The sequence below is a fragment of the Mycobacterium attenuatum genome (assembly GCF_900566085.1).
Taxonomy (GTDB): domain Bacteria; phylum Actinomycetota; class Actinomycetes; order Mycobacteriales; family Mycobacteriaceae; genus Mycobacterium; species Mycobacterium attenuatum.
Map to the genome: position 1 here is coordinate 1 of NZ_UPHT01000106.1, position 18,509 is coordinate 18,509.

Genomic DNA, 18,509 nt, shown 5'->3' on the forward strand with positions numbered 1-18,509 from the left:
CCCATCATCAAACCCGGCACCACCCTCACCACCACCGCCGCCCAAACCACCCTCACCCCCTTCCCATGGCAGCAGATCACCGAACTTCTTGATTACGTCGGGTTGTTGCTCTCAGAAATCCTTCCAGCATTACTATCGCAGCTCATCCCTGTCGGGTGGGCGGTCTTCTGGCTTGCCTTAGATGTCTTGACTTTGAACATCATTGGGCTGGTAATCCAATTCATTGAAGATGCGCCGCTTTTCTTCCAGTTTGCCGTCAATTGGTTGTTGGTCGGGTACGCCTTGGCCTACGGCTACTTCGGGATCCTAAAAATCGTCCTGGAGTGGGTGGTCGGGAATTTATTGGGTTCTTCCCCATTGCTAGCCGCGATGTTGGTTGGCGGTGTCGCTCCCCAGATGACTGCCGTCCCGGGGGTGAGCCTGGTCCCTGTGACCGCGCCATTGACGACTGTGGCTGCGGCAGCTCCGTTGGCGGCCGCCGATATTGCCGCGGTGGAGCCGGTGGCCGGTGTGTCGGCGGCGATATCCCAGTCACCGTTGACGTCGGCAGCGGCCGGCCACCAGGGTGCCGGACCGTTGGGATTTTCCGGTGCTGCCGAACAACGGACCGAGGTGCCGGCCGGCGGGTTGGCCAGCGCGCGAGGTGTCGAGTTCGGTCACCGCGCGCAGGTGCCGATGTTGCCGGCCACTTGGCACCCGCAGCCGGCGGGGGTGTAGCTGACTTATCTCCGGCTCTCGTGCTGGTCGATCCAAAATTGCCGGCGTCGATCGTTAACGTTTTGACGAACTGCCGCAATTCGTTCCGCCGAGGACCCGGCCGGTCGGACCGCTTGGACAGCGCTTGATGGCGACGGCTGGGTTTTGGTCGACATGTGATTGGAGTGAGCCTCCACATACAGGAGCTGCTGCGAACGCACCAATCGATCTCTTCGATGAACCTATAACCAGAATTTATTGACTTACATCGGTTCACAGCTGTTATTCCGCGGACCGGCAGTCCACATTCAGTCAATACCACTAACATCGACGCGTGATTGAAACATCCAAGACTCCAGTCAATGAATCTTCTGACACAGCAGCACCTGCACCAACAATGGTGTCAACAAAATCGGAGACTCCAAAGATTTTCAAAGCCGCGGCGTGGGTGGCCGTTGTCGCCGGGACCCTAGCGATCGTTGCCGGAATATTTTTCGCTGGCTTTGGGATGGCAATCTATAGCGAACACGCCAGCGGCTCCCATCACCGTCAGCACGGCTACCCCGCGATGGTGATGGAAATTCCGAACGGCGGCCACGGAGCACCCAACCACGCGCAGCCTTCGCCCGCACCTGCTCCCACGCCAGGCCGTTAGAATCGCTCAATCCGAATAGCCCAGTGCTCAGTGAGCACTGGGCTATTAAACTATTTCGGTCCTGCCAGCAAAGACGTCAATCACGCAGGCACGCCGAGTTGCTTTCTACGGCGGCGAGCATCTTGGTGGCAAGCTCGGCAACGCTGGCCCGAGTAGCCCCGGCTAGTCGGGCTGCTCTCAGCACCGTCCCAATCACGGGCTCGGGCCGGCACATTGTGATTCCTTGCGTTTCCAGCTGACGCAGGTCTTTGCTGTCAAGGAAGCTGTAGTAGCGGGCGGCCGTATCGTCTTGCGGAATTCTGGCCAGAGTGCCTCCGGTTGCCGCAGTCCGAATCGCCGACCACACGAGATCCGTCGCGCAGGGCACCGAGCGCAGCAAATTCTCGTGGACGGATTCGGCGTAGTCCAGCGGGACCTCGACGCCGTCAACGATCGCGCCGGTGTCGAAATCGACGTCGATGTGGTGAAGGGTCCACGCCGCGCGTTCGTCCTGGTTCAACATCGACCATGCGAATGGATTGACGCCGCGATATGACGGCAGCCGGCCTGGGTGCAGGTTGAGGAACGGCCGGCACGGCGAGGTGGAAAGGGCGGCGATCGTCGTCGGAGTGAACTTCTGATAGCAACGCACCGACACCGTGACGTCCGGTCGGATGCGGTCGAGCAGTTCGTGGCTGTGGATGCCGTTGACATCAACGAGCTCATAGGCGTCGATGGCCCCGCCGGCGCAGGACCGCCAGCCATTAATCGTGTTCAGAAGCGGCTGGGTCGAGCCGGGGAAGGGGTGCCGCCGCAAGTGCCGGTAGGCGACCGTTTGGAGGAGTTCATGCTCGATGAGAAATAAGCGCTGCAGCTGCGGAGGGGCTGTCTTGCGGATCCGCGTGCGGGTAAACAGCAATGTGCACCGGCCACCGTTGGCTATTGTTCGCCAAGCAATTTCGCCACTGATGAGATGACTGACAACATCGCCCCCAACGATGAGCGCGACGCTGGAAGTTGCAGGAGATTGCGAAATCTTACTCTCCAATTTGATCGCATTACGACTGGTATTTCCGGTCGAGTGTCCGGGCCTCGCGACAGCCGGTCGGAGCACTCTATCCGTACAGTTATTGCAGCCGGAATCCGTACGCGATGACTCACTGAGAGTGATCAGGCGAGCAAATTCGTTGCTGCGTTCACAAACGGCACCGCAGAGCATTTGCCGAGTGATTACAGCCAGGGTATGAGACAGATCCGGATTATCACTGCAGATTGCATGACAGTTTGCTGAAAGTCCTGGTTGACCTTGCCGCAGGGACTTACGACTGCCGCAGCGGGGTCCTTGTGCCCTGGCCGGCCGCGCGCTTCGCCGGAGAACATTTCCGTACGAGCCTCGCCCCGATAGCGCTTAACCGGCAAGCATTTCGGATGGGAGCCACACGATGACCAAACCGATTCCGCCACTGGATCTTTCATGGCTGTTGCTGGAGTCGCCGGCCGGCACCACGCACGTCGGCGCGATGCTGCTGTTCAAAAAGCCTGCCGGTCGCGACCCCGTGACCGAGTTGGTGCAGACCTATCGGGAGTATTCTCCGGCACCGCCGTTCAACTATGTGCCCGAACTCCTGGTTCGCGGGGCGCCCCATTTCAGGGAAGTTTCGGCCTGGGATCCGCATTACCACATCGGACACCTGTCGCTTCCTGCCGGCGCCTGCTACGACGACCTCTTGCGCCTGGTTGCCGATTTGCACGAGCCGCAACTAGACCGGCACCGGCCGCTATTCCGCTGCTGGGTGATCGACGGACTACCGCATGAGATGTTTGCGATCTACACCAAGACTCACCACTCGATCATCGACGGCGAATCCGGCCTGAAGCGACTCTACGCAGGCCTGAGTACCTCCGATCGCTCCCCCATCTTTGAGCCGGCGTTCGCGCTGGGCGCGCCGGCAGCGCAACCGCACTCGTCGACTGGACTCAACCACAAGGTGGCCGGTTCGATTCGAGGCGCAGTCACCGAACTCGTGGCACTCAACCAGGTCGCGGTCGGTGCGTTACGTAAGGTGCTCGCCGGTCTGCTCGGCTCGCATCTCGAGGGCAACCTCCCGTTCGTGGCGCAGCATGCTCCCACCAACGCTCCACTCGAAATGGGACGGCGATTCGCCACACTGACGTTGCCGCTCGCCGAAATGCGTGCGGTCGGCCACCACTTCGGCGCCACCCTCAACGACGTCGCGGCCAGCGTCATCGACGGCGGTCTGCATGCTTACCTGCGCGAGACCGACCGCGCGTTCGGGCACCCGTTTATCGCGATGTGTCCGGTGTCGCTGCGGAGCGAAGACGACACCGCGATCGGCACCCGGGTGTCGGCGATGTTCGTGCGACTCGGCGAGCCGCGAGCGAGCATGCCGGAACGCATCGGCGAGGTCGTGGATTCGGTCGCCACCGCCAAGAAGGAACTCGCCGCCATGTCCAAGCAGGCCGCGATGACCTACGCGGTCGGACTCGTCGCGCTGGCGGGCTTTGGCGCGTCCACACATCTGGATCGCATCGGCCATCCGGCATGCAATCTCGTCATCTCCAACGTCGCAGGCGTCAAGGAAACCCGGTACCTCAACGGAGCCCGCCTGCTGGGCATCTACCCGGTCTCGGCGCTCGCGGCCTCGATCGGGCTCAATGTCACCATGGCGTCATACCACGACAGTATGGATTTCGGCTTCATCGCCAACGCTGCGGCGATCGACGACCCTACGCACCTCGCCCGCCTGACGCTGCAGGCCTACCAGGAGCTGAAGGAGGCCGCAGCAACACGACCCGCGCGACCGAGCCGCACATCTTCGTGAAGCCGGCGTCTCAGCCACCCCCATGGTCAGCGAAACTTGCTGCCGCACGAAGTGATACAACAGCGCATACTCGGCCGGCACTTCGGATTCGACAGCCCGTGATTGCCGCAGCTAGTCGGCCGGCGTAAACCGGACCACGGCCCAATTCAGTCGTTCGGCCGCCTCGGCAAACTCTGCAAGGGTGGGTATGCGCTTGTCGCGGAACTTCAACCCGATGATCAGTTGCGCGCGCCGCAACCCATAGGACTCGGCGCAGCGGTGCACCATCTCGGCGACGGTCGCGCGATCTTGGATGAGTTCGCCACGCATGGACATCGGCTTGCCGTCGTGGTGGATCTCGGCCGGGGCACCGTCGCGAAAGTTGTTCTTCCATCGCATACGGGTGAGGACGAAAAGACCGTCGTCCGACCAATGGGCGCTTATCGGTATCGAATACTGACGACCAGTCTTGCGCCCGGTGAAACTCAACACCATGAAATGCTTACCCGCCGAGCCCCCAAAAGGGTTGCGCAGCAACAGGTTTACGAGCGGGCGAATGATGGTGAGCGCACGCTGCCCCCCGTCGCTGACACCTTCGACCGCATGCAATTGCTTTGACATGCTAGATGTTATATCAGCTAAGTTTCTCGCTCGCCACCCGAGGGCTTAGCAGACCTACCTGGACGTGGCCGTTGTTGCCGGCGCGTGAGCTGCGCCGTTGAGGTCAGCCGAAACCGTCGGGCAAGGCACCTTCACCGCCGCGGGACCCATCAGTCACCCGGCAACGCGCGGCTTGGGCCGTCGCTTGCCCCGCCGCGCCCGGCTGATCTCGAGAAGCCGTGCCACCCCAGCCTCGATGCCTGCCGCCAGCGCCTCGATATCGGGCGCGGTGTCGTAGTCGGCCATGATGCCGAACACGAAATTGTCGGCGTAGCTGACCATCGCCACGCCGGTGCGCAATTGCAAGGCGATCGGCGGGATCGGCAGCATTTCCAGCACCCGTCGCCCCATCAGCTTCTGTTCGTGTCGCGGACCGGGCACGTTGGTCGCCAACCCCACCACCGCCCGCTGCGGCAGATGACTGAGCAACCGAATCGTCCACGCCGAGAACATAAATGGTACGTTCTTGGCCGCCGCAGCCACGGCGTTACCCCCTTCGCGTTGGCCGCTGCCTTTAGCGCGGGTGAGTCGACTGTGCACCAGCCGAAGCTGCTGCACCGGGTCCGGCTCATCGACCGGCAGCAACGGCAGCATCGCCGAGACCTGATTGTCGGTCCGGTTGAATTGATTCACCCCGCGCACCGACACCGGAACAAGAGTGCGCAGCGAGTCGCGGCCGGGGTGTTCCCCCCGCGCAAGCAAAAGCCTGCGATAGCTGTCGGTGATCGCCGCCAGCGCAACGTCATTGAACGTCGCTCCAAACGCCTGGGCAACTTCGCGTACGTCAGCCAACCGCACCCGGGCCGCATGGTAGCGCCGCATCGTCGTGACGCGCCCATGCAACGACGAGTCCGGCGCCGGGCTGAGCAGACTGCCCGCCAGTTCGGCCGCGCCCACCGCGACATGCTCGACTACGGCGGCCGCGTCCAAGACACTGCGCACCATCCCGCTCACCCAGTTCAACGGATTGAGGCTGATCTTCGGCAGCCCAAGCCCACGTCGATCGGGTTCCTTCGCGGCCCGGATATCGGTGGCGAAAGAATCGCTGCTGCCCCCGTCATTGCCGCCGTCGTTGAACCGCGCCAACATCTGCGCGGTCGCAATGCCGTCGGCCATGCAGTGGTGCAGCTTGGTCAGCACCGCCCAGCGGTCATCGCTGAGCCCCTCGATCATGAAGCAGTCCCATAGCGGGCGCTCGCGGTCAAGCCGATGCTCCATCACGGTCGCGATCATTTCGAAGAGTTCGACGTCTCCGCCGGGGTGCGGCAAAGCGAGGCGATGCAGGTGCCGCGAAATGTCGAAACGGGGGTCATCCACCCACTCGGGTGGACCGAGATCCAGCGGATGCGTCCGCAGGATCTGCTTGAACCGCGGAATCACCGCAGCCCGCTCGACCAGACCCGAGACGAACTCTTCGAATGCCGGGACCGGCCCTTCGATGATCGACAAACCGCCGATCGCCAGGCTCACATGCGGATCGGAGTCTTCGACCTCGAGAAAAGCGGCATCAAGGGCGGTCAAATGCTCCATTCCGCTACTTTCCGCCGTTGCGCCCGCCGCGATCAGAGTCGGAAGTCCTCACCTTGAGGGCCAAACGAAAGCAGCACAACCGCACAACGAGTCATATCGTCAGCACCATGACGTCCGGTGACGCCGATATGCTCGCGCCCCGCGGCGACCTCACAGCCCTGCCCGACCTGCTGCACGGGCAGCACCGTGCGGGGCCGGTGCGTGACCGCCGTCCCGTGTACGTCGACCTGCTGCCGCCATGCAACGCCGGATGCCCGGCCGGGGAAAACGTCCAGGCCTGGCTAGCCCATGCCCGGGGCGGACGCCATGAGCAGGCGTGGCGCCAACTCGTCGCCGACAACCCGTTTGCCGCCATCCACGGTCGTGTCTGCTATCACCCGTGCGAATCCGTCTGCAACAGAGCACAACTCGATACCGCGGTCTCGGTGCACGCGGTGGAGCGGTTCCTCGGCGACACCGCACGCGACCGCGGCTGGCGGTTCGGGCCCGCGCCGCAGCCAACCGGCAAGCGGGTGCTCGTCGTCGGTGCCGGTCCCAGCGGGCTGTCCGCCGCCTATCACCTGGCTCGCCTGGGCCACCACGTTGAAGTTCGCGACGCCGGCGCCGAGCCGGGCGGGATGATGCGCTACGGCATCCCGAGCTATCGACTGCCCCGCGACGTGCTGGATGCCGAAATCGAACGTATCGTCGCGCTGGGCGTGCAGCTGGTCTGCGGGCATCGCGTCGACGACCTCGCCGCTGAGCGTCAAGCCGGCAACTTCGATGCCGCGTTCGTCGCGGTGGGCGCACACCTCGCCAAACGTATCGACATCCCGGCTCATGACGCGGGACCGATGATCGACGCGGTGTCGTTCCTGCGCGCGGTCGCCGCCGGCGAGAAGCCCGACCTCGGCCACCGCGTGGCCGTTTACGGCGGTGGCGACACCGCCATGGACGCCGCCCGCGTCGCCCGCCGCCTCGGCGCCGAAGACACCGTGATCATCTACCGTCGCACCGCGGCCCAGATGCCCGCACACGAACACGAAGTCCACGAAGCCAAACGCGAAGGCGTGCGGATCAATTGGCTACGCACCATCACCGCCTTCGACCACACCGAGCTCCAGGTTGAGCTGATGGAACTCGACGAATCCAGACGCCTGCGCCCCACCGGGCGATTCGAGACCCTGGCCGCCGACACGGTCATCATGGCGCTCGGGCAGGAAGCCGAATCCGCGTTCATGCGCAGCCTTCCCGGAGTCGAGTTCGACCGCGACGGCAGCGTGCGGGTCTCACCGACGCTGATGACGGGTTGCCCCGGCGTGTTCGCCGGCGGCGACATGGTGCCGTGCGAACGCACAGTGACCGTCGGAGTCGGACACGGCAGAAAGGCCGCCCATTACATCGACGCGTGGCTGCGCGGCGCCTCCGGCGAACGCCCGGCAAAGCATCCGGTGGCCGGCTTCAACGCGCTGCACCTGTGGTACTTCGGCGACGCCGGCCAGCGCCGCGAACCCGAACTTGCTCCGGCACAACGGATTACTGGGTTCGATGAAGTCGTCGGTGGCCTTTCGGCACCGGCTGCGACGTTCGAGGCCGGCCGCTGCCTGTCGTGCGGTAACTGCTTCGAGTGTGACGGCTGTCTGGGCGCCTGCCCGGAGGACGCGGTGATCAAGCTGGGACGCGGTCACCGCTACCGCTTCGACTACCACCGGTGCACCGGCTGCGCGGCCTGCTACGAGCAGTGCCCGGTGCACGCCATCGAGATGATGCCGGAGCCCCGATGACACGCATCACGGTGGATGGCAACGAGGCGGTGGCATCGGTGGCCTACCGCCTCAACGAAGTCTGCTGCATCTACCCGATCACACCGTCCTCACCGATGGCCGAGCTGGCCGATGCGTGGTCGAACCAACGCCGGCCGAACGTGTGGGGCGCCGTGCCGACAGTGGTGGAGATGCAAAGCGAGGGCGGGGCGGCCGGCGCCCTGCACGGCGCCCTGCAGGGCGGAGCGCTGGCGACGACGTTCACCTCGTCGCAAGGCCTGTTGCTGATGATCCCCAACATGTACAAGATCGCCGGCGAGCTCACCTCGGCGGTGCTCCATGTTGCCGCGCGATCCATTGCTGCCCAGGGCCTTTCGATTTTCGGTGACCACCAGGACGTCATGGCGGTGCGCCAGACCGGCTTTGCGCTGCTGTCGTCGGCTTCGGTGCAGGAGGCCCACGACTTGGCCCTGGTCGCGCAAGCGGCCGCCCTGCGCACCCGGGTGCCGTTCGTGCATTTCTTCGACGGCTTTCGCACCTCGCACGAGCTCAACACCGTCGAAGCGCTCACCGACGACGACCTGCGGGCGCTGGTCCCGCAGGCATTGGTCCTGGCCCACCGCGACCGCGCCCTGTCGCCGCGGCGGCCGGGTATCCGCGGCACCGCGCAAAATCCCGATACGTATTTTCAGGCGCGCGAGACCGTCAACCCGTTCTACGCCCGGGTGCCCGACGTTGTCGAGAACCTGCTGGGCGAGCTCGCCGAGCGCACCGGACGCCCGATGCGCATCGTCGACTACACCGGAGACCCGCACGCCGAACGGGTGCTGGTGTTGATGGGTTCCGGCGCCCAGACCGCGGCCGAAACCGTGGCCGCATTGGTCGCGCGCGGTGAGCGGGTCGGCGTGGTCCAGATCCGGTTGTACCGGCCATTTCCGGCCGCTGCACTGCTGACCGCACTGCCGCCGACGGTCCGCGCCGTCGCGGTCCTGGACCGCACCAAGGAGCCCGGATCCCACGGCGAGCCACTGTATTTGGACGTTGCGGCCACCCTGGCCGAGGCCCATAGCCGCGGCGAACGATCGTCGCTGCCGCTGGTGTGCGGGGGACGCTACGGCCTGTCGTCGAAGGAATTCACCCCCGGCATGGTCGCCGGCGTTTTCGAGGAGTTGGCCCGCGAGCGGCCGCGCCCCCGTTTCACCGTGGGTATCGACGACGACGTCAGCGGCACCAGCATCGGTTATGACGCGGGGTTCGACATCGACTCCCCCGCAGTCACCAGTGCCGTGTTCTTCGGCATGGGCTCCGACGGCACCGTCGGCGCCAACAAGAACACCATTAAGATCCTCGGCGCCCAGGACCACGTCTACGCCCAGGGCTACTTCGTCTATGACTCGAAAAAATCCGGCTCGCAAACTGTTTCGCATTTGCGCTTCGGGCCGCAGCCTATCAAGGCGCCATATCTGGTGCAGCGCGCGACTTTTGTCGGCTGCCACCACCAACGGTTCCTGAACAAGGCCGATGTGCTGGGCCGCGCTGCCCAGGGTGCGGCACTTTTGCTCAACAGCTCCCGGACACCCGAGCGGGTGTGGGACAGCCTGCCCGGCCCGGTCCAACGCCAGATCATTGACAAACATATCCGGCTTTACGTCGTCGACGCCGCAGCCATCGCCCGTGAGGTGGGATTGCCCGGCCGGATCAACATCGTGCTGCAGACCTGCTTTTTCGCGATCGCCGGTGTGCTGCCGGTGCAGACCGCGATCACCGAGATCAAAGACAGCGTCGCCAAAACCTATGCCGGGCAAGGCACGGACGTGGTCACCCGTGAACTCGACGCCGTCGATCGAGCCCTCGTCGGCCTGCACCGGGTGGACGTGCCCGGCAACGCCACCTCCACCCGGGAGCTCGACCCGCCGGTGCCTCCCGATGCCCCGGCTTTCGTGCGAACGGTGACCGCGGAGATGATCGCGGGGCGCGGCGACGCCTTACCGGTCAGCCTGCTTCCGGTCGACGGAAGCTATCCCAGCGGTACCGCGGCCTACGAGAAACGCAACATCTCCGACCTGGTCGCAGTGTGGGATCCCGACACCTGCATCCAATGCGGTAACTGCGCATTCGTGTGCCCGCACAGCGTCATCCGGACCACGTTCTACCACCACGACCGCCTGCACGACGCGCCGGACACCTTCCGGTCGGCACCGCTGAATACCGTCGGCCTGCCCGACACCCGCTACACGCTGCAGGTGTATGCCGAGGACTGCACGGGATGCAACCTGTGTGTCCAAGCCTGCCCGGCCGTGGTTCCCGGCATGCCGATCACCAAGGCCATCAACCTGGCGCCGCGCGAACCGCTGATTGCCGAGGCACGCCAGAACATCGCGTTCTTCGAAACCCTGCCGGTGGCAAACCGCTCGATGGTCGACTTCGGCACGGTGCGCGGCGCACAGTTTCTGCAGCCGCTGTTCGAATTCTCCGGCGCCTGCGCGGGATGCGGTGAAACGCCCTACCTCAAACTGGTGTCCCAGCTGTTCGGCGACCGGTTGATGATCGCCAATGCCACCGGCTGCTCGTCGATCTACGGCGGAAACCTGCCGACCACGCCCTGGACCGCCAACGCCGCCGGCCGCGGTCCCGCCTGGTCCAATTCGCTGTTCGAAGACAACGCCGAATTCGGCCTGGGCATGCGTCTGGCCGCCGACACGCACCTGCATCAAGCCCGCCAACGGCTGACCGAACAGCGCGAGCGCCTCGGCGCCGAGCTCGTCGACGCCATCTTGACCGCCCCGCAACGGCGGGAATCAGAGCTGCATGCCCAGCGCCAGCGGGTGGCCGAACTGACCGACCGGCTGGACCGGCTGCCGTCGCAGGTCGGTGACGAACTGCGCAGTGTGCTAGACCATCTCATCCGCCGCAGCGTGTGGATCGTCGGCGGCGACGGCTGGGCCTACGACATCGGCGCCGGCGGGCTCGACCACGTTCTGGCCAGCGGGCACAACGTGAATGTGCTGGTGCTCGACACCGAGGTGTATTCCAACACCGGCGGGCAGATGTCGAAGAGCACACCCCTGGGAGCGGTGGCCAAGTTTGCCGCGGGCGGCAAGACCGTACCGCGCAAAGACCTTGCATTGCAAGCTATTTCGTACGGCAATGTCTACGTGGCGCGCGTCGCGATGGGCGCTGATCCGCAGCAGACGTTGCTGGCGTTGCGGGAAGCCGAGGCCTACGACGGGCCGTCGCTGGTGATCGCCTATAGCCACTGCATCGCCCACGGCTTCGAGCTGCGGTATGGCCTAGAGCAGCAATACCGCGCGGTCGCCAGCGGGCACTGGCCGTTGATCCGCTACAACCCCGTGTTACGCGCGAGCGGCAGAGCGCCGTTTCTGCTGGATTCCCACCGCCCTCGGGTGTCGCTAGCCGACTTTCGCAATCGTGAGCTGCGCTATCGCAGCCTGGCCAACTCCGATCCCGAGGAGGCCGAACGGCTGCTCGCGCTTGCCCAGGAGTCCATCGACCAACGCTGGGAGGTCTACGAGGACATGGCTTGCCAAGCGCCACACCGATTTCCCTCCGACGCGCGACGGGAGCGCTGATGGACCTGTCTACCCGCTACCTCGGGCTGAACCTGCGCAACCCACTGCTGGCCTCGGCCTCCCCACTGAGCCACACCGTCGACGGTGTCCAGCGGCTCGCCGACGCCGGCGTGGGGGCGGTGGTACTGCACTCGCTGTTCGAAGAACAGCTGCGTCGTGAAGCTGCGCACAACCAGCGGATGGCCAGCCAGGGCAGCGAAAGCTTCGCCGAGTCGCTGACCTATTTTCCCCCGGACAGCGGCGAGAGCGGCGGCGCCCAGCGGTATCTGCGTCTGGTCGAGCGCGCTGCGGCCGCCGTCGACATCCCGGTCATCGCCAGCTTGAACGCGTCGACCCCCGGCAGCTGGGCACGCTACGCCGGGCGGATGCACGACGCCGGCGCGGCAGCGATCGAGGTGAACATCTACTACCTTCCCGGCGATACCGGTGTCGACTGCAGCGCCGTGGAGCGGCGCCATCTCGACGTGCTGGCCGCAGTCAAAAGCGCGACCACCGTCCCGGTGGCGGTCAAGCTCAGCCCCTATTTCAGCGCGACCGCCGACATGGTGCACCGCCTCGACGCCGCAGGTGCCAACGGGTTGGTGTTGTTCAACCGGTTTCTGCAACCCGACATCGACCCCGAAACGCTGAGCACCGTGCGCACGATCACGCTGTCGACGCCGACGGACACCCGATTACCGCTGACCTGGATCGCGTTGTTGCGCGGGCGGATACGCGCCTCGCTGGCCGCCAGCACCGGGGTCGAGCACGCCGCGGATGTGGCCAAGTACCTGCTCGCCGGAGCAGACGTGGTGCAGTCGGCATCGGCGTTGCTGCGCCACGGTCCCGAGTACGCGGGTGTGCTGTTGCGGGGACTTTCGGACTGGATGAGCCGCAAGGGCTTTGCGACCCTCGATGAGGTACGCGGGCTGCTGGCGGCCTCGAGCGCCGAGGACTCCGATTCCCGCGAGCGCGCCGACTACGTCTGGGCACTGCGAAAAGCCAATTACGGACTGTACGAACCCTACTGAACACACGGAGGAAGTCATCATGAGCACGTTCACCTACATTCGCTACTTCGAAGAATTCGGCATCGAGGACGTGCCGCTGGTCGGCGGTAAGAATGCCTCGCTCGGCGAGATGTACCAGAAGCTGTCCGAGCAGGGCATCCGCGTGCCGCACGGGTTCGCCATCACCGCGCAGGCCTACAAACACATGCTGGACAGCGCCGGCGCCTGGGACGCGCTACACGCCGAGCTCGACGACCTCGACCCCGACGACGTGACCGCGTTGGCGCGCAAGGGCAAGCGGGCACGTGAAATCGTTTACGGCGCCGGGCTTCCCGACGACCTCGCGGCTGAGATCGTCGCCGCCTATCGCACGCTGCAGGAGGAATACGGCGAGGAGGTCAGCCTCGCGGTGCGCAGCTCGGCGACCGCCGAAGATCTGCCGACGGCCAGCTTCGCCGGCCAGCAGGAAACCTTCCTCAACATCACCGGGTCGGAGAGTCTGCTCGACGCATGCCGCCGCTGTTTCGCCAGCCTGTTCACCGACCGGGCCATCCACTATCGCATCGACCAGGGCTTCGACCAGTTCAAGGTGTCGCTGTCGATCGGCGTGATGAAGATGGTGCGCTCCGATCTGGCCTCCTCGGGGGTGATGTTCACCATCGACACCGAATCCGGGTTCAACGACGTCGTTTTCATCACCGGCGCCTACGGCCTGGGCGAGAACGTGGTCCAGGGTGCCGTCGACCCCGACGAGTTCTACGTCCACAAGCCGACGTACCGGGCCGGTCACCGAGCCGTGCTACGCCGCCTGGTCGGCGACAAGGCGGTCAAGATGGTCTTCGTCGAGGGCGGCACCAAACACACCACCCGCAACATTCCCACCCCGAAGGCCGACCGTGCCCGATTCTGCATCACCGACCAGGACGTTCTGGAGCTGGCCGGCTACGCATGCACCATCGAGCAGCATTACGGGCGGCCGATGGACATCGAATGGGCCAAAGACGGGCTCGACGGCAAGCTCTACATCGTGCAGGCCCGTCCCGAGACCGCCGCATCGCGGCGCAGCCTGACGACGGTGGAAACCTATGTGCTGGAAGGTTCCGACATGAAGCGCGAGGTTCTCACCGAGGGCCGCTCGGTCGGCGAGAAGGTTGCCAGCGGCGTGGCGAAACGGATCGACAACCTCGAGCAGCTGTCGGACTTCCGGCCCGGTCAGGTGCTGGTCGCCGACACCACCACGCCGGACTGGGAGCCGGTGATGAAGACGGCCGCCGCCGTCGTCACCAACCGCGGCGGACGAACCTGCCACGCGGCCATCATCGCGCGCGAGCTCGGTATCCCGGCCGTGGTCGGCGCGGGCGATGCCACCAGCAGGGTGCCTGACGGCCAGGTTGTCACCGTGTCGTGTGTGGAAGGCGACACCGGGCGGGTTTACCGCGGCGAGTTGGGCTTCCACGTCGACCGCACCGAGGTCGCCGACCTGGCGCGGCCGCAAACCCAGATCATGGTCAATCTCGGCAACCCCGATCTGGCGTTCAAGACGTCCTTCTTGCCGAATGACGGTGTGGGACTTGCCCGGATGGAGTTCATCGTCAGCGAATACATCAAGGTGCACCCGCTGGCGCTGCTGCATCCGGACAAGGTCGACGACCCCGATGCGCGGCACACGATCGAGCGGCTCACCCGCGGCTATGCCGACGGCAGCGAGTTCTTCGTCCAGCGGCTGTCGGAGGGAATCGGCACCATCGCCGCGGCCTTCTGGCCCAAGCCCGTGGTGGTGCGGATGTCGGATTTCAAGACCAACGAATACGCCAGCCTGATCGGCGGCAGCGGCTTCGAGCCGGTCGAGAGCAACCCGATGATCGGCTTCCGCGGCGCGTCACGATATGCGCACCCGGCCTATGCCGAGGGCTTTGCGCTGGAATGCCGTGCGATGCAACGGGTCCGCGACGAGATGGGCCTGGCCAATGTCGTCATCATGCTGCCGTTCGTGCGCCGGGTCGCCGAGGCGGACCTGGTGCTGGCGACGATGGCCGAACACGGCCTGCAGCGTGGTCACAACGGGCTGCAGGTGTATGCAATGTGCGAAATCCCGAACAACGTCATCCTTCTCGACGAGTTCGCCAAGCGCTTCGACGGATTTTCCATCGGCTCCAATGATTTGACTCAACTCACGCTCGGCGTGGATCGCGACAGCGAGATCGTGGCCTTCGACTACGACGAGCGCGACGAGGGTGTCAAGGAGATGATTCGCCTGGCCGTGCAAGGCTGCCGCCGCAACGGAATTCACTCCGGGCTGTGCGGGCAAGCGCCCTCGGATTACCCTGACATGGCCGAGTTCCTGGTCCGCCTCGGTATCGACTCGATCAGCCTCAACCCTGACGTGGTGGTGAAGACGACGCGTCAGATCCTCGAGCTCGAGCAGCAGGTGGCGTCGCGGCACTGAATTCGCCTGCATCGGCTCACGCCGAAATCGACAGTGCAAGAGGCTATGACGTCGACCTCGGCGGAGGTATCAGTCGATCGTGCTGTGGCTGGGCATTTCGTCGCCGAAGTTGATTCCCATGTCACGCGCGGTCAGGATCGAGTCACAGTCGAGCGGGACGGTCTTCTGCCGGTGGGTGGCCTCGACGAGCGGTACGTAGTCCACGGTCGGGGGGTTGAGCGCCACCATGACCCCGCTGTGGCCCTCGTCGAGTGCCCGCACCGCCGCGGCGCCGAACCGCAGGCCCAGCAACCGGTCGAACGAGGTCGGCGAACCGCCCCGCAGCAGGTGGCCGAGCACCACCGTGCGTGCTTCTCGCCCGGTCATCCGCTCGAGCTCCGCGGCGACTTTGGCGCCAATACCGCCGAGGCGTTCGGCCTGCCCCACCGCCTTGCCGACGATCGATACCTCGCCGCCGACCGGCCGGGCGCCTTCGGCGACGCAGACGATGGAGAAGTTCGCGCCATGCCGTTCCCGGTCGGTGATCACCGCCGCCACCGGTTCGAGACTGAACGGGATCTCGGGGATCAGGATGGCGTGCACCCCCGAGGCCATGCCGGCATTGAGTGCGATCCATCCGGCATATCGGCCCATCACCTCCACCACGATGATCCGGCCGTGCGAGGTAGCGGTGGTGAACAGCCGGTCGATGCACTCCGAGGCGAAGTCGACAGCACTGTCGAAGCCGAATGTCGAGGTGGTCTTGTCCAGGTCGTTGTCGATCGTCTTGGGCACCCCGACCAAGCGCAGCCCGGCCTTGTGCAGGTGCTGGCCGATCGCCATCGATCCGTCGCCGCCGACCAGGATCAGGGCATCGATTCCGCGCTCCTCGAAGCGGCCCAGCAGCTCCACGGTGCGGTCCACTTCGATCCAGCTGCCGTCGCTCTGGCGCACCGGATAGGCGGTCGGGTTGCCTCGGTTGGTGGTGCCGATGATGGTGCCGCCCTGGTGGATGATGCCGCGCACCCGGTCCCGAGTGAGCTCGATCAGCCCACCGTCGGGATAGGCGTCAGGCAACAACAAGCCGTTGAGACCGTCGCGGATGCCTACCACATCCCAGCCGCGGTTTCGTGCCGCCAGGGTGGCGGCATGGATGACGGCGTTGAGTCCGGGCGCGTCGCCGCCGCCGGTGCTCAGCGCAACCCGTCTGATCGAAGATGCCACGAGGCGCAACCCTACGCGCCCGGCCGGGGCGCCGCTGCACCCAGGAATTCCCTACCGCGGACGCGGCGGCAATGCCGCCAGCCACCGATCCGATAGCAGTTCGAGCAGCTGGCCATCCGGATCGCGGATCATCGCCGCTTGCTGCGACACCGATCCGTCGACCACCGATCCGCCGCAGCTCTCGACGCGCGCCACCACGCCGGCCAGATCGGCTACCGCAAACGAGATATGGGTAAGCCCCACCTGGTCCATGACCCGCGGGGCTCCGGGGTGAACCGCGCGCCCGACGTAGTCCAGGAGTTCCAGCACCAATCCGTCCCGCACCAGATACGTCGCGTGCAGCCCGATCGGCGCTGACAGCTGCAGCAGCTGATCGGTGCCCTCGTCGGGCGCGTCCAGTTCCCACCAGAACTCGAACTCGAGCAGGCCCTCATAGAATCGGCGCGACCGCTGGCGATCGCTGACGCACAATCCGACATGGTTGAAAATCGTTCTATTGCTTGACATTACGACCTCTCTACCGCATCAGCGTTGTCCGCCTGCTTTGACGACAACGGCGGCCCGCTTCAGGCATCCTCCCACGCCCGCCACGGCGGCCCAGGCTGGCGCACAATGCGCACTATGTCTTCCACCAGCAGGGCTTTGCTCTTAAGTGGTCTTGCCCGTTAATTCGTCGTCGGGGTGATGCGGCAGCGCTGGGGTTGTCTAGTCGGATGAGGTGTTGGTGCAGATCGGTGCTGGTATGGGGCGGGAATGGATGTTGCTCACGCATTGCCTTGCGAACGTTGGCTTTTGACGGCCGAAATCCAAGCTGACACGATCCGCGCCGCCATGGCTGCGCGCGCGTTGCGCTACCTCGTCACGGTAGCCGTGGCGGTGGCAGTGCTTCCTTTTCGGGGGCTCGCCTCCGAGCGTAAGGGAGCCGAACACGTGCCTGTACCGGCGTCACCGGCGCATTCGCGTTCTGACCTTCCCGCCGGTCTGCGGTGCCTGCATGCGTCAGTGCTTAGCGGGCCGACCCCTGTGCCGCGACGAAAAGTCTTGGGGCACGTTAATTGCGAGGCTGGCCACGCTGCGGCCGTAAAGGGACAGCAATGCGGCCCGGTAACCACACCGCTCCCGCGCGTCACACCCGCGCTATCACAGGTCGAACGTCCACTTCACGGTTTTCCGAGACCGGGAAAGTCAACCCCTCTGATCCCGAGTTGCCGTACAGTAGCCCGCCAATACCTCCCGTACCGCCCCACCCGCCGCCCTGTCCGCCGGCTCCACCGGCACCACCGTCGCCGAACCATCCCGCGGCACCACCATTGCCACCAACACCGGCAACGCCATTATTGCCGCGGGCTCCGCCGGTTCCGCCGTTGCCGCCGTTTCCAAAAGCTCCGGCTTGGCCACCGTTACCACCGTTGCCGCTAAGCCCGCCGGTTCCGCCGTTTCCGCCTGCTCCGCCATTTCCGCCGTTGCCAAACAACACCCCACCCTTACCGCCGTTACCGCCGTTACCGGATGCCTGGTTGCCGGTTCCGCCTGCTCCGCCGTTGCCGCCGTCGCCGAAGAGTCCGGCGGCTCCCCCGTTACCGCCGCTACCGGCGTCGCCGGTACTGCCGCCCGAGTTTCCGCCCGCACCGCCGTTGCCGCCGTTGCCGATCAATATTCCGCCTTGGCCTCCGTTGCCGCCGACTCCGCCACTGCCACCGCCGACTCCGCCGGCGCCGCCGTTGCCGCCGTTTCCGATGAGTCCGGCTGCTCCGCCGTTGCCACCGGTGCCACCCCCGCCACCGCCGGCCGCTCCGCCCATACCACCGTTTCCGCCGTTGCCGATGAGTACGCCGCCTTCGCCGCCGTTTCCGCCGACTCCGCCGTCTGGGCCGGCTCCGCCGGTTCCACCGATTCCGCCGTTGCCGATGAGTCCGGCCGAGCCCCCGTTGCCGCCGACTCCGCCGATACCGCCGGCTATGGGCCCGGCTCCGCCGTTCCCGCCGGCGCCGCCGTTGCCAATCAATAGTCCGCCGTTGCCGCCGTTGCCGCCGTTGCCGCCGATGTTGGGAGCATTGGGACCTTGGACCGCGGTTCCGCCGGTGCCGCCGTTGCCTCCGTTGCCGATGAGTCCGGCTGTTCCGCCGTTGCCGCCGTGGCCGCCGGTGCCGCCGGTTATGGTTGCGCCGCCGCCGTTACCGCCGGCGCCGCCGTTGCC

General features: G+C 65.4%; 13 protein-coding genes. 7 read left to right on the forward strand and 6 right to left on the reverse strand.

The window, feature by feature from the left end; translation table 11 throughout:
* Both EET13_RS30455 and EET13_RS29920 read left to right on the forward strand, forming a co-directional pair.
* Nucleotides 1-717 (forward strand): PPW family C-terminal domain-containing PPE protein (locus tag EET13_RS30455; RefSeq protein ID WP_483237991.1); only part of this gene is annotated, 717 nt, incomplete at its 5' end.
* 313 nt (nt 718-1,030) lie between these two features.
* Complete coding sequence (locus tag EET13_RS29920; RefSeq protein ID WP_136623184.1) at nt 1,031-1,351, forward strand: hypothetical protein; 321 nt, start codon at nt 1,031-1,033, stop codon at nt 1,349-1,351.
* Nucleotides 1,352-1,427: 76 nt separating this feature from the next.
* Here EET13_RS29920 and EET13_RS17530 read toward each other — a convergent pair whose 3' ends face one another.
* Nucleotides 1,428-2,549 carry a formyltransferase family protein gene (locus EET13_RS17530; RefSeq protein WP_122443473.1) on the reverse strand — a complete coding sequence of 374 codons (1,122 nt, stop codon included), beginning with the start codon at nt 2,547-2,549 and terminating at the stop codon, nt 1,428-1,430.
* A 223-nt stretch (nt 2,550-2,772) separates the two neighbouring features.
* On the opposite strand from EET13_RS17530, the gene EET13_RS17535 reads away from it, so the two are divergent.
* Nucleotides 2,773-4,173, forward strand: coding sequence for a wax ester/triacylglycerol synthase family O-acyltransferase (locus EET13_RS17535; RefSeq protein WP_122443474.1), 1,401 nt, complete (start codon nt 2,773-2,775; stop codon nt 4,171-4,173).
* A gap of 111 nt (nt 4,174-4,284) precedes the next feature.
* Here EET13_RS17535 and EET13_RS17540 read toward each other — a convergent pair whose 3' ends face one another.
* Both EET13_RS17540 and EET13_RS17545 read right to left on the reverse strand, forming a co-directional pair.
* Nucleotides 4,285-4,773: a hypothetical protein gene (locus EET13_RS17540; RefSeq protein WP_122443475.1), complete on the reverse strand. Its 489-nt coding sequence runs from the start codon at nt 4,771-4,773 to the stop codon at nt 4,285-4,287.
* 153 nt (nt 4,774-4,926) lie between these two features.
* Nucleotides 4,927-6,342, reverse strand: a complete 1,416-nt coding sequence (locus EET13_RS17545; protein WP_122443476.1) for a WS/DGAT/MGAT family O-acyltransferase — start codon at nt 6,340-6,342, stop codon at nt 4,927-4,929.
* Between the two features lie 107 nt (nt 6,343-6,449).
* On the opposite strand from EET13_RS17545, the gene EET13_RS17550 reads away from it, so the two are divergent.
* The 4 genes from EET13_RS17550 to ppsA are packed head-to-tail and all read left to right on the forward strand — an operon-like array spanning nt 6,450 to nt 15,109.
* Nucleotides 6,450-8,105 carry an NAD(P)-binding protein gene (locus tag EET13_RS17550; RefSeq protein ID WP_122443477.1) on the forward strand — a complete coding sequence of 552 codons (1,656 nt, stop codon included), beginning with the start codon at nt 6,450-6,452 and terminating at the stop codon, nt 8,103-8,105.
* On the forward strand, nt 8,102-11,674 hold the full coding sequence (nifJ, locus tag EET13_RS17555; protein WP_122443478.1) for a pyruvate:ferredoxin (flavodoxin) oxidoreductase: 3,573 nt from the start codon (nt 8,102-8,104) through the stop codon (nt 11,672-11,674). The genes EET13_RS17550 and nifJ overlap by 4 nt, the downstream gene beginning before the upstream one ends.
* Nucleotides 11,674-12,684 (forward strand): dihydroorotate dehydrogenase-like protein, encoded by a 1,011-nt coding sequence (locus EET13_RS17560; RefSeq protein ID WP_122443479.1) that lies wholly within the window; start codon nt 11,674-11,676, stop codon nt 12,682-12,684. The genes nifJ and EET13_RS17560 overlap by 1 nt, the downstream gene beginning before the upstream one ends.
* 19 nt (nt 12,685-12,703) lie before the next feature.
* The gene (gene ppsA / locus EET13_RS17565) at nt 12,704-15,109 is read left to right on the forward strand and encodes a phosphoenolpyruvate synthase (protein ID WP_122443480.1); all 2,406 of its coding nucleotides are present in this window, start codon (nt 12,704-12,706) and stop codon (nt 15,107-15,109) included.
* A gap of 69 nt (nt 15,110-15,178) precedes the next feature.
* Here ppsA and EET13_RS17570 read toward each other — a convergent pair whose 3' ends face one another.
* The 3 genes from EET13_RS17570 to EET13_RS30460 form a co-directional block, all read right to left on the reverse strand.
* Nucleotides 15,179-16,312 (reverse strand): 6-phosphofructokinase, encoded by a 1,134-nt coding sequence (locus tag EET13_RS17570; RefSeq protein WP_122443481.1) that lies wholly within the window; start codon nt 16,310-16,312, stop codon nt 15,179-15,181.
* Between the two features lie 51 nt (nt 16,313-16,363).
* Entirely contained in the window at nt 16,364-16,819 is a 456-nt protein-coding gene (locus EET13_RS17575; protein ID WP_122443482.1) for a VOC family protein, read from the reverse strand.
* A gap of 619 nt (nt 16,820-17,438) precedes the next feature.
* Nucleotides 17,439-18,509: hypothetical protein (locus tag EET13_RS30460; RefSeq protein ID WP_211189088.1), on the reverse strand; the 1,071-nt coding region annotated here is incomplete at its 5' end.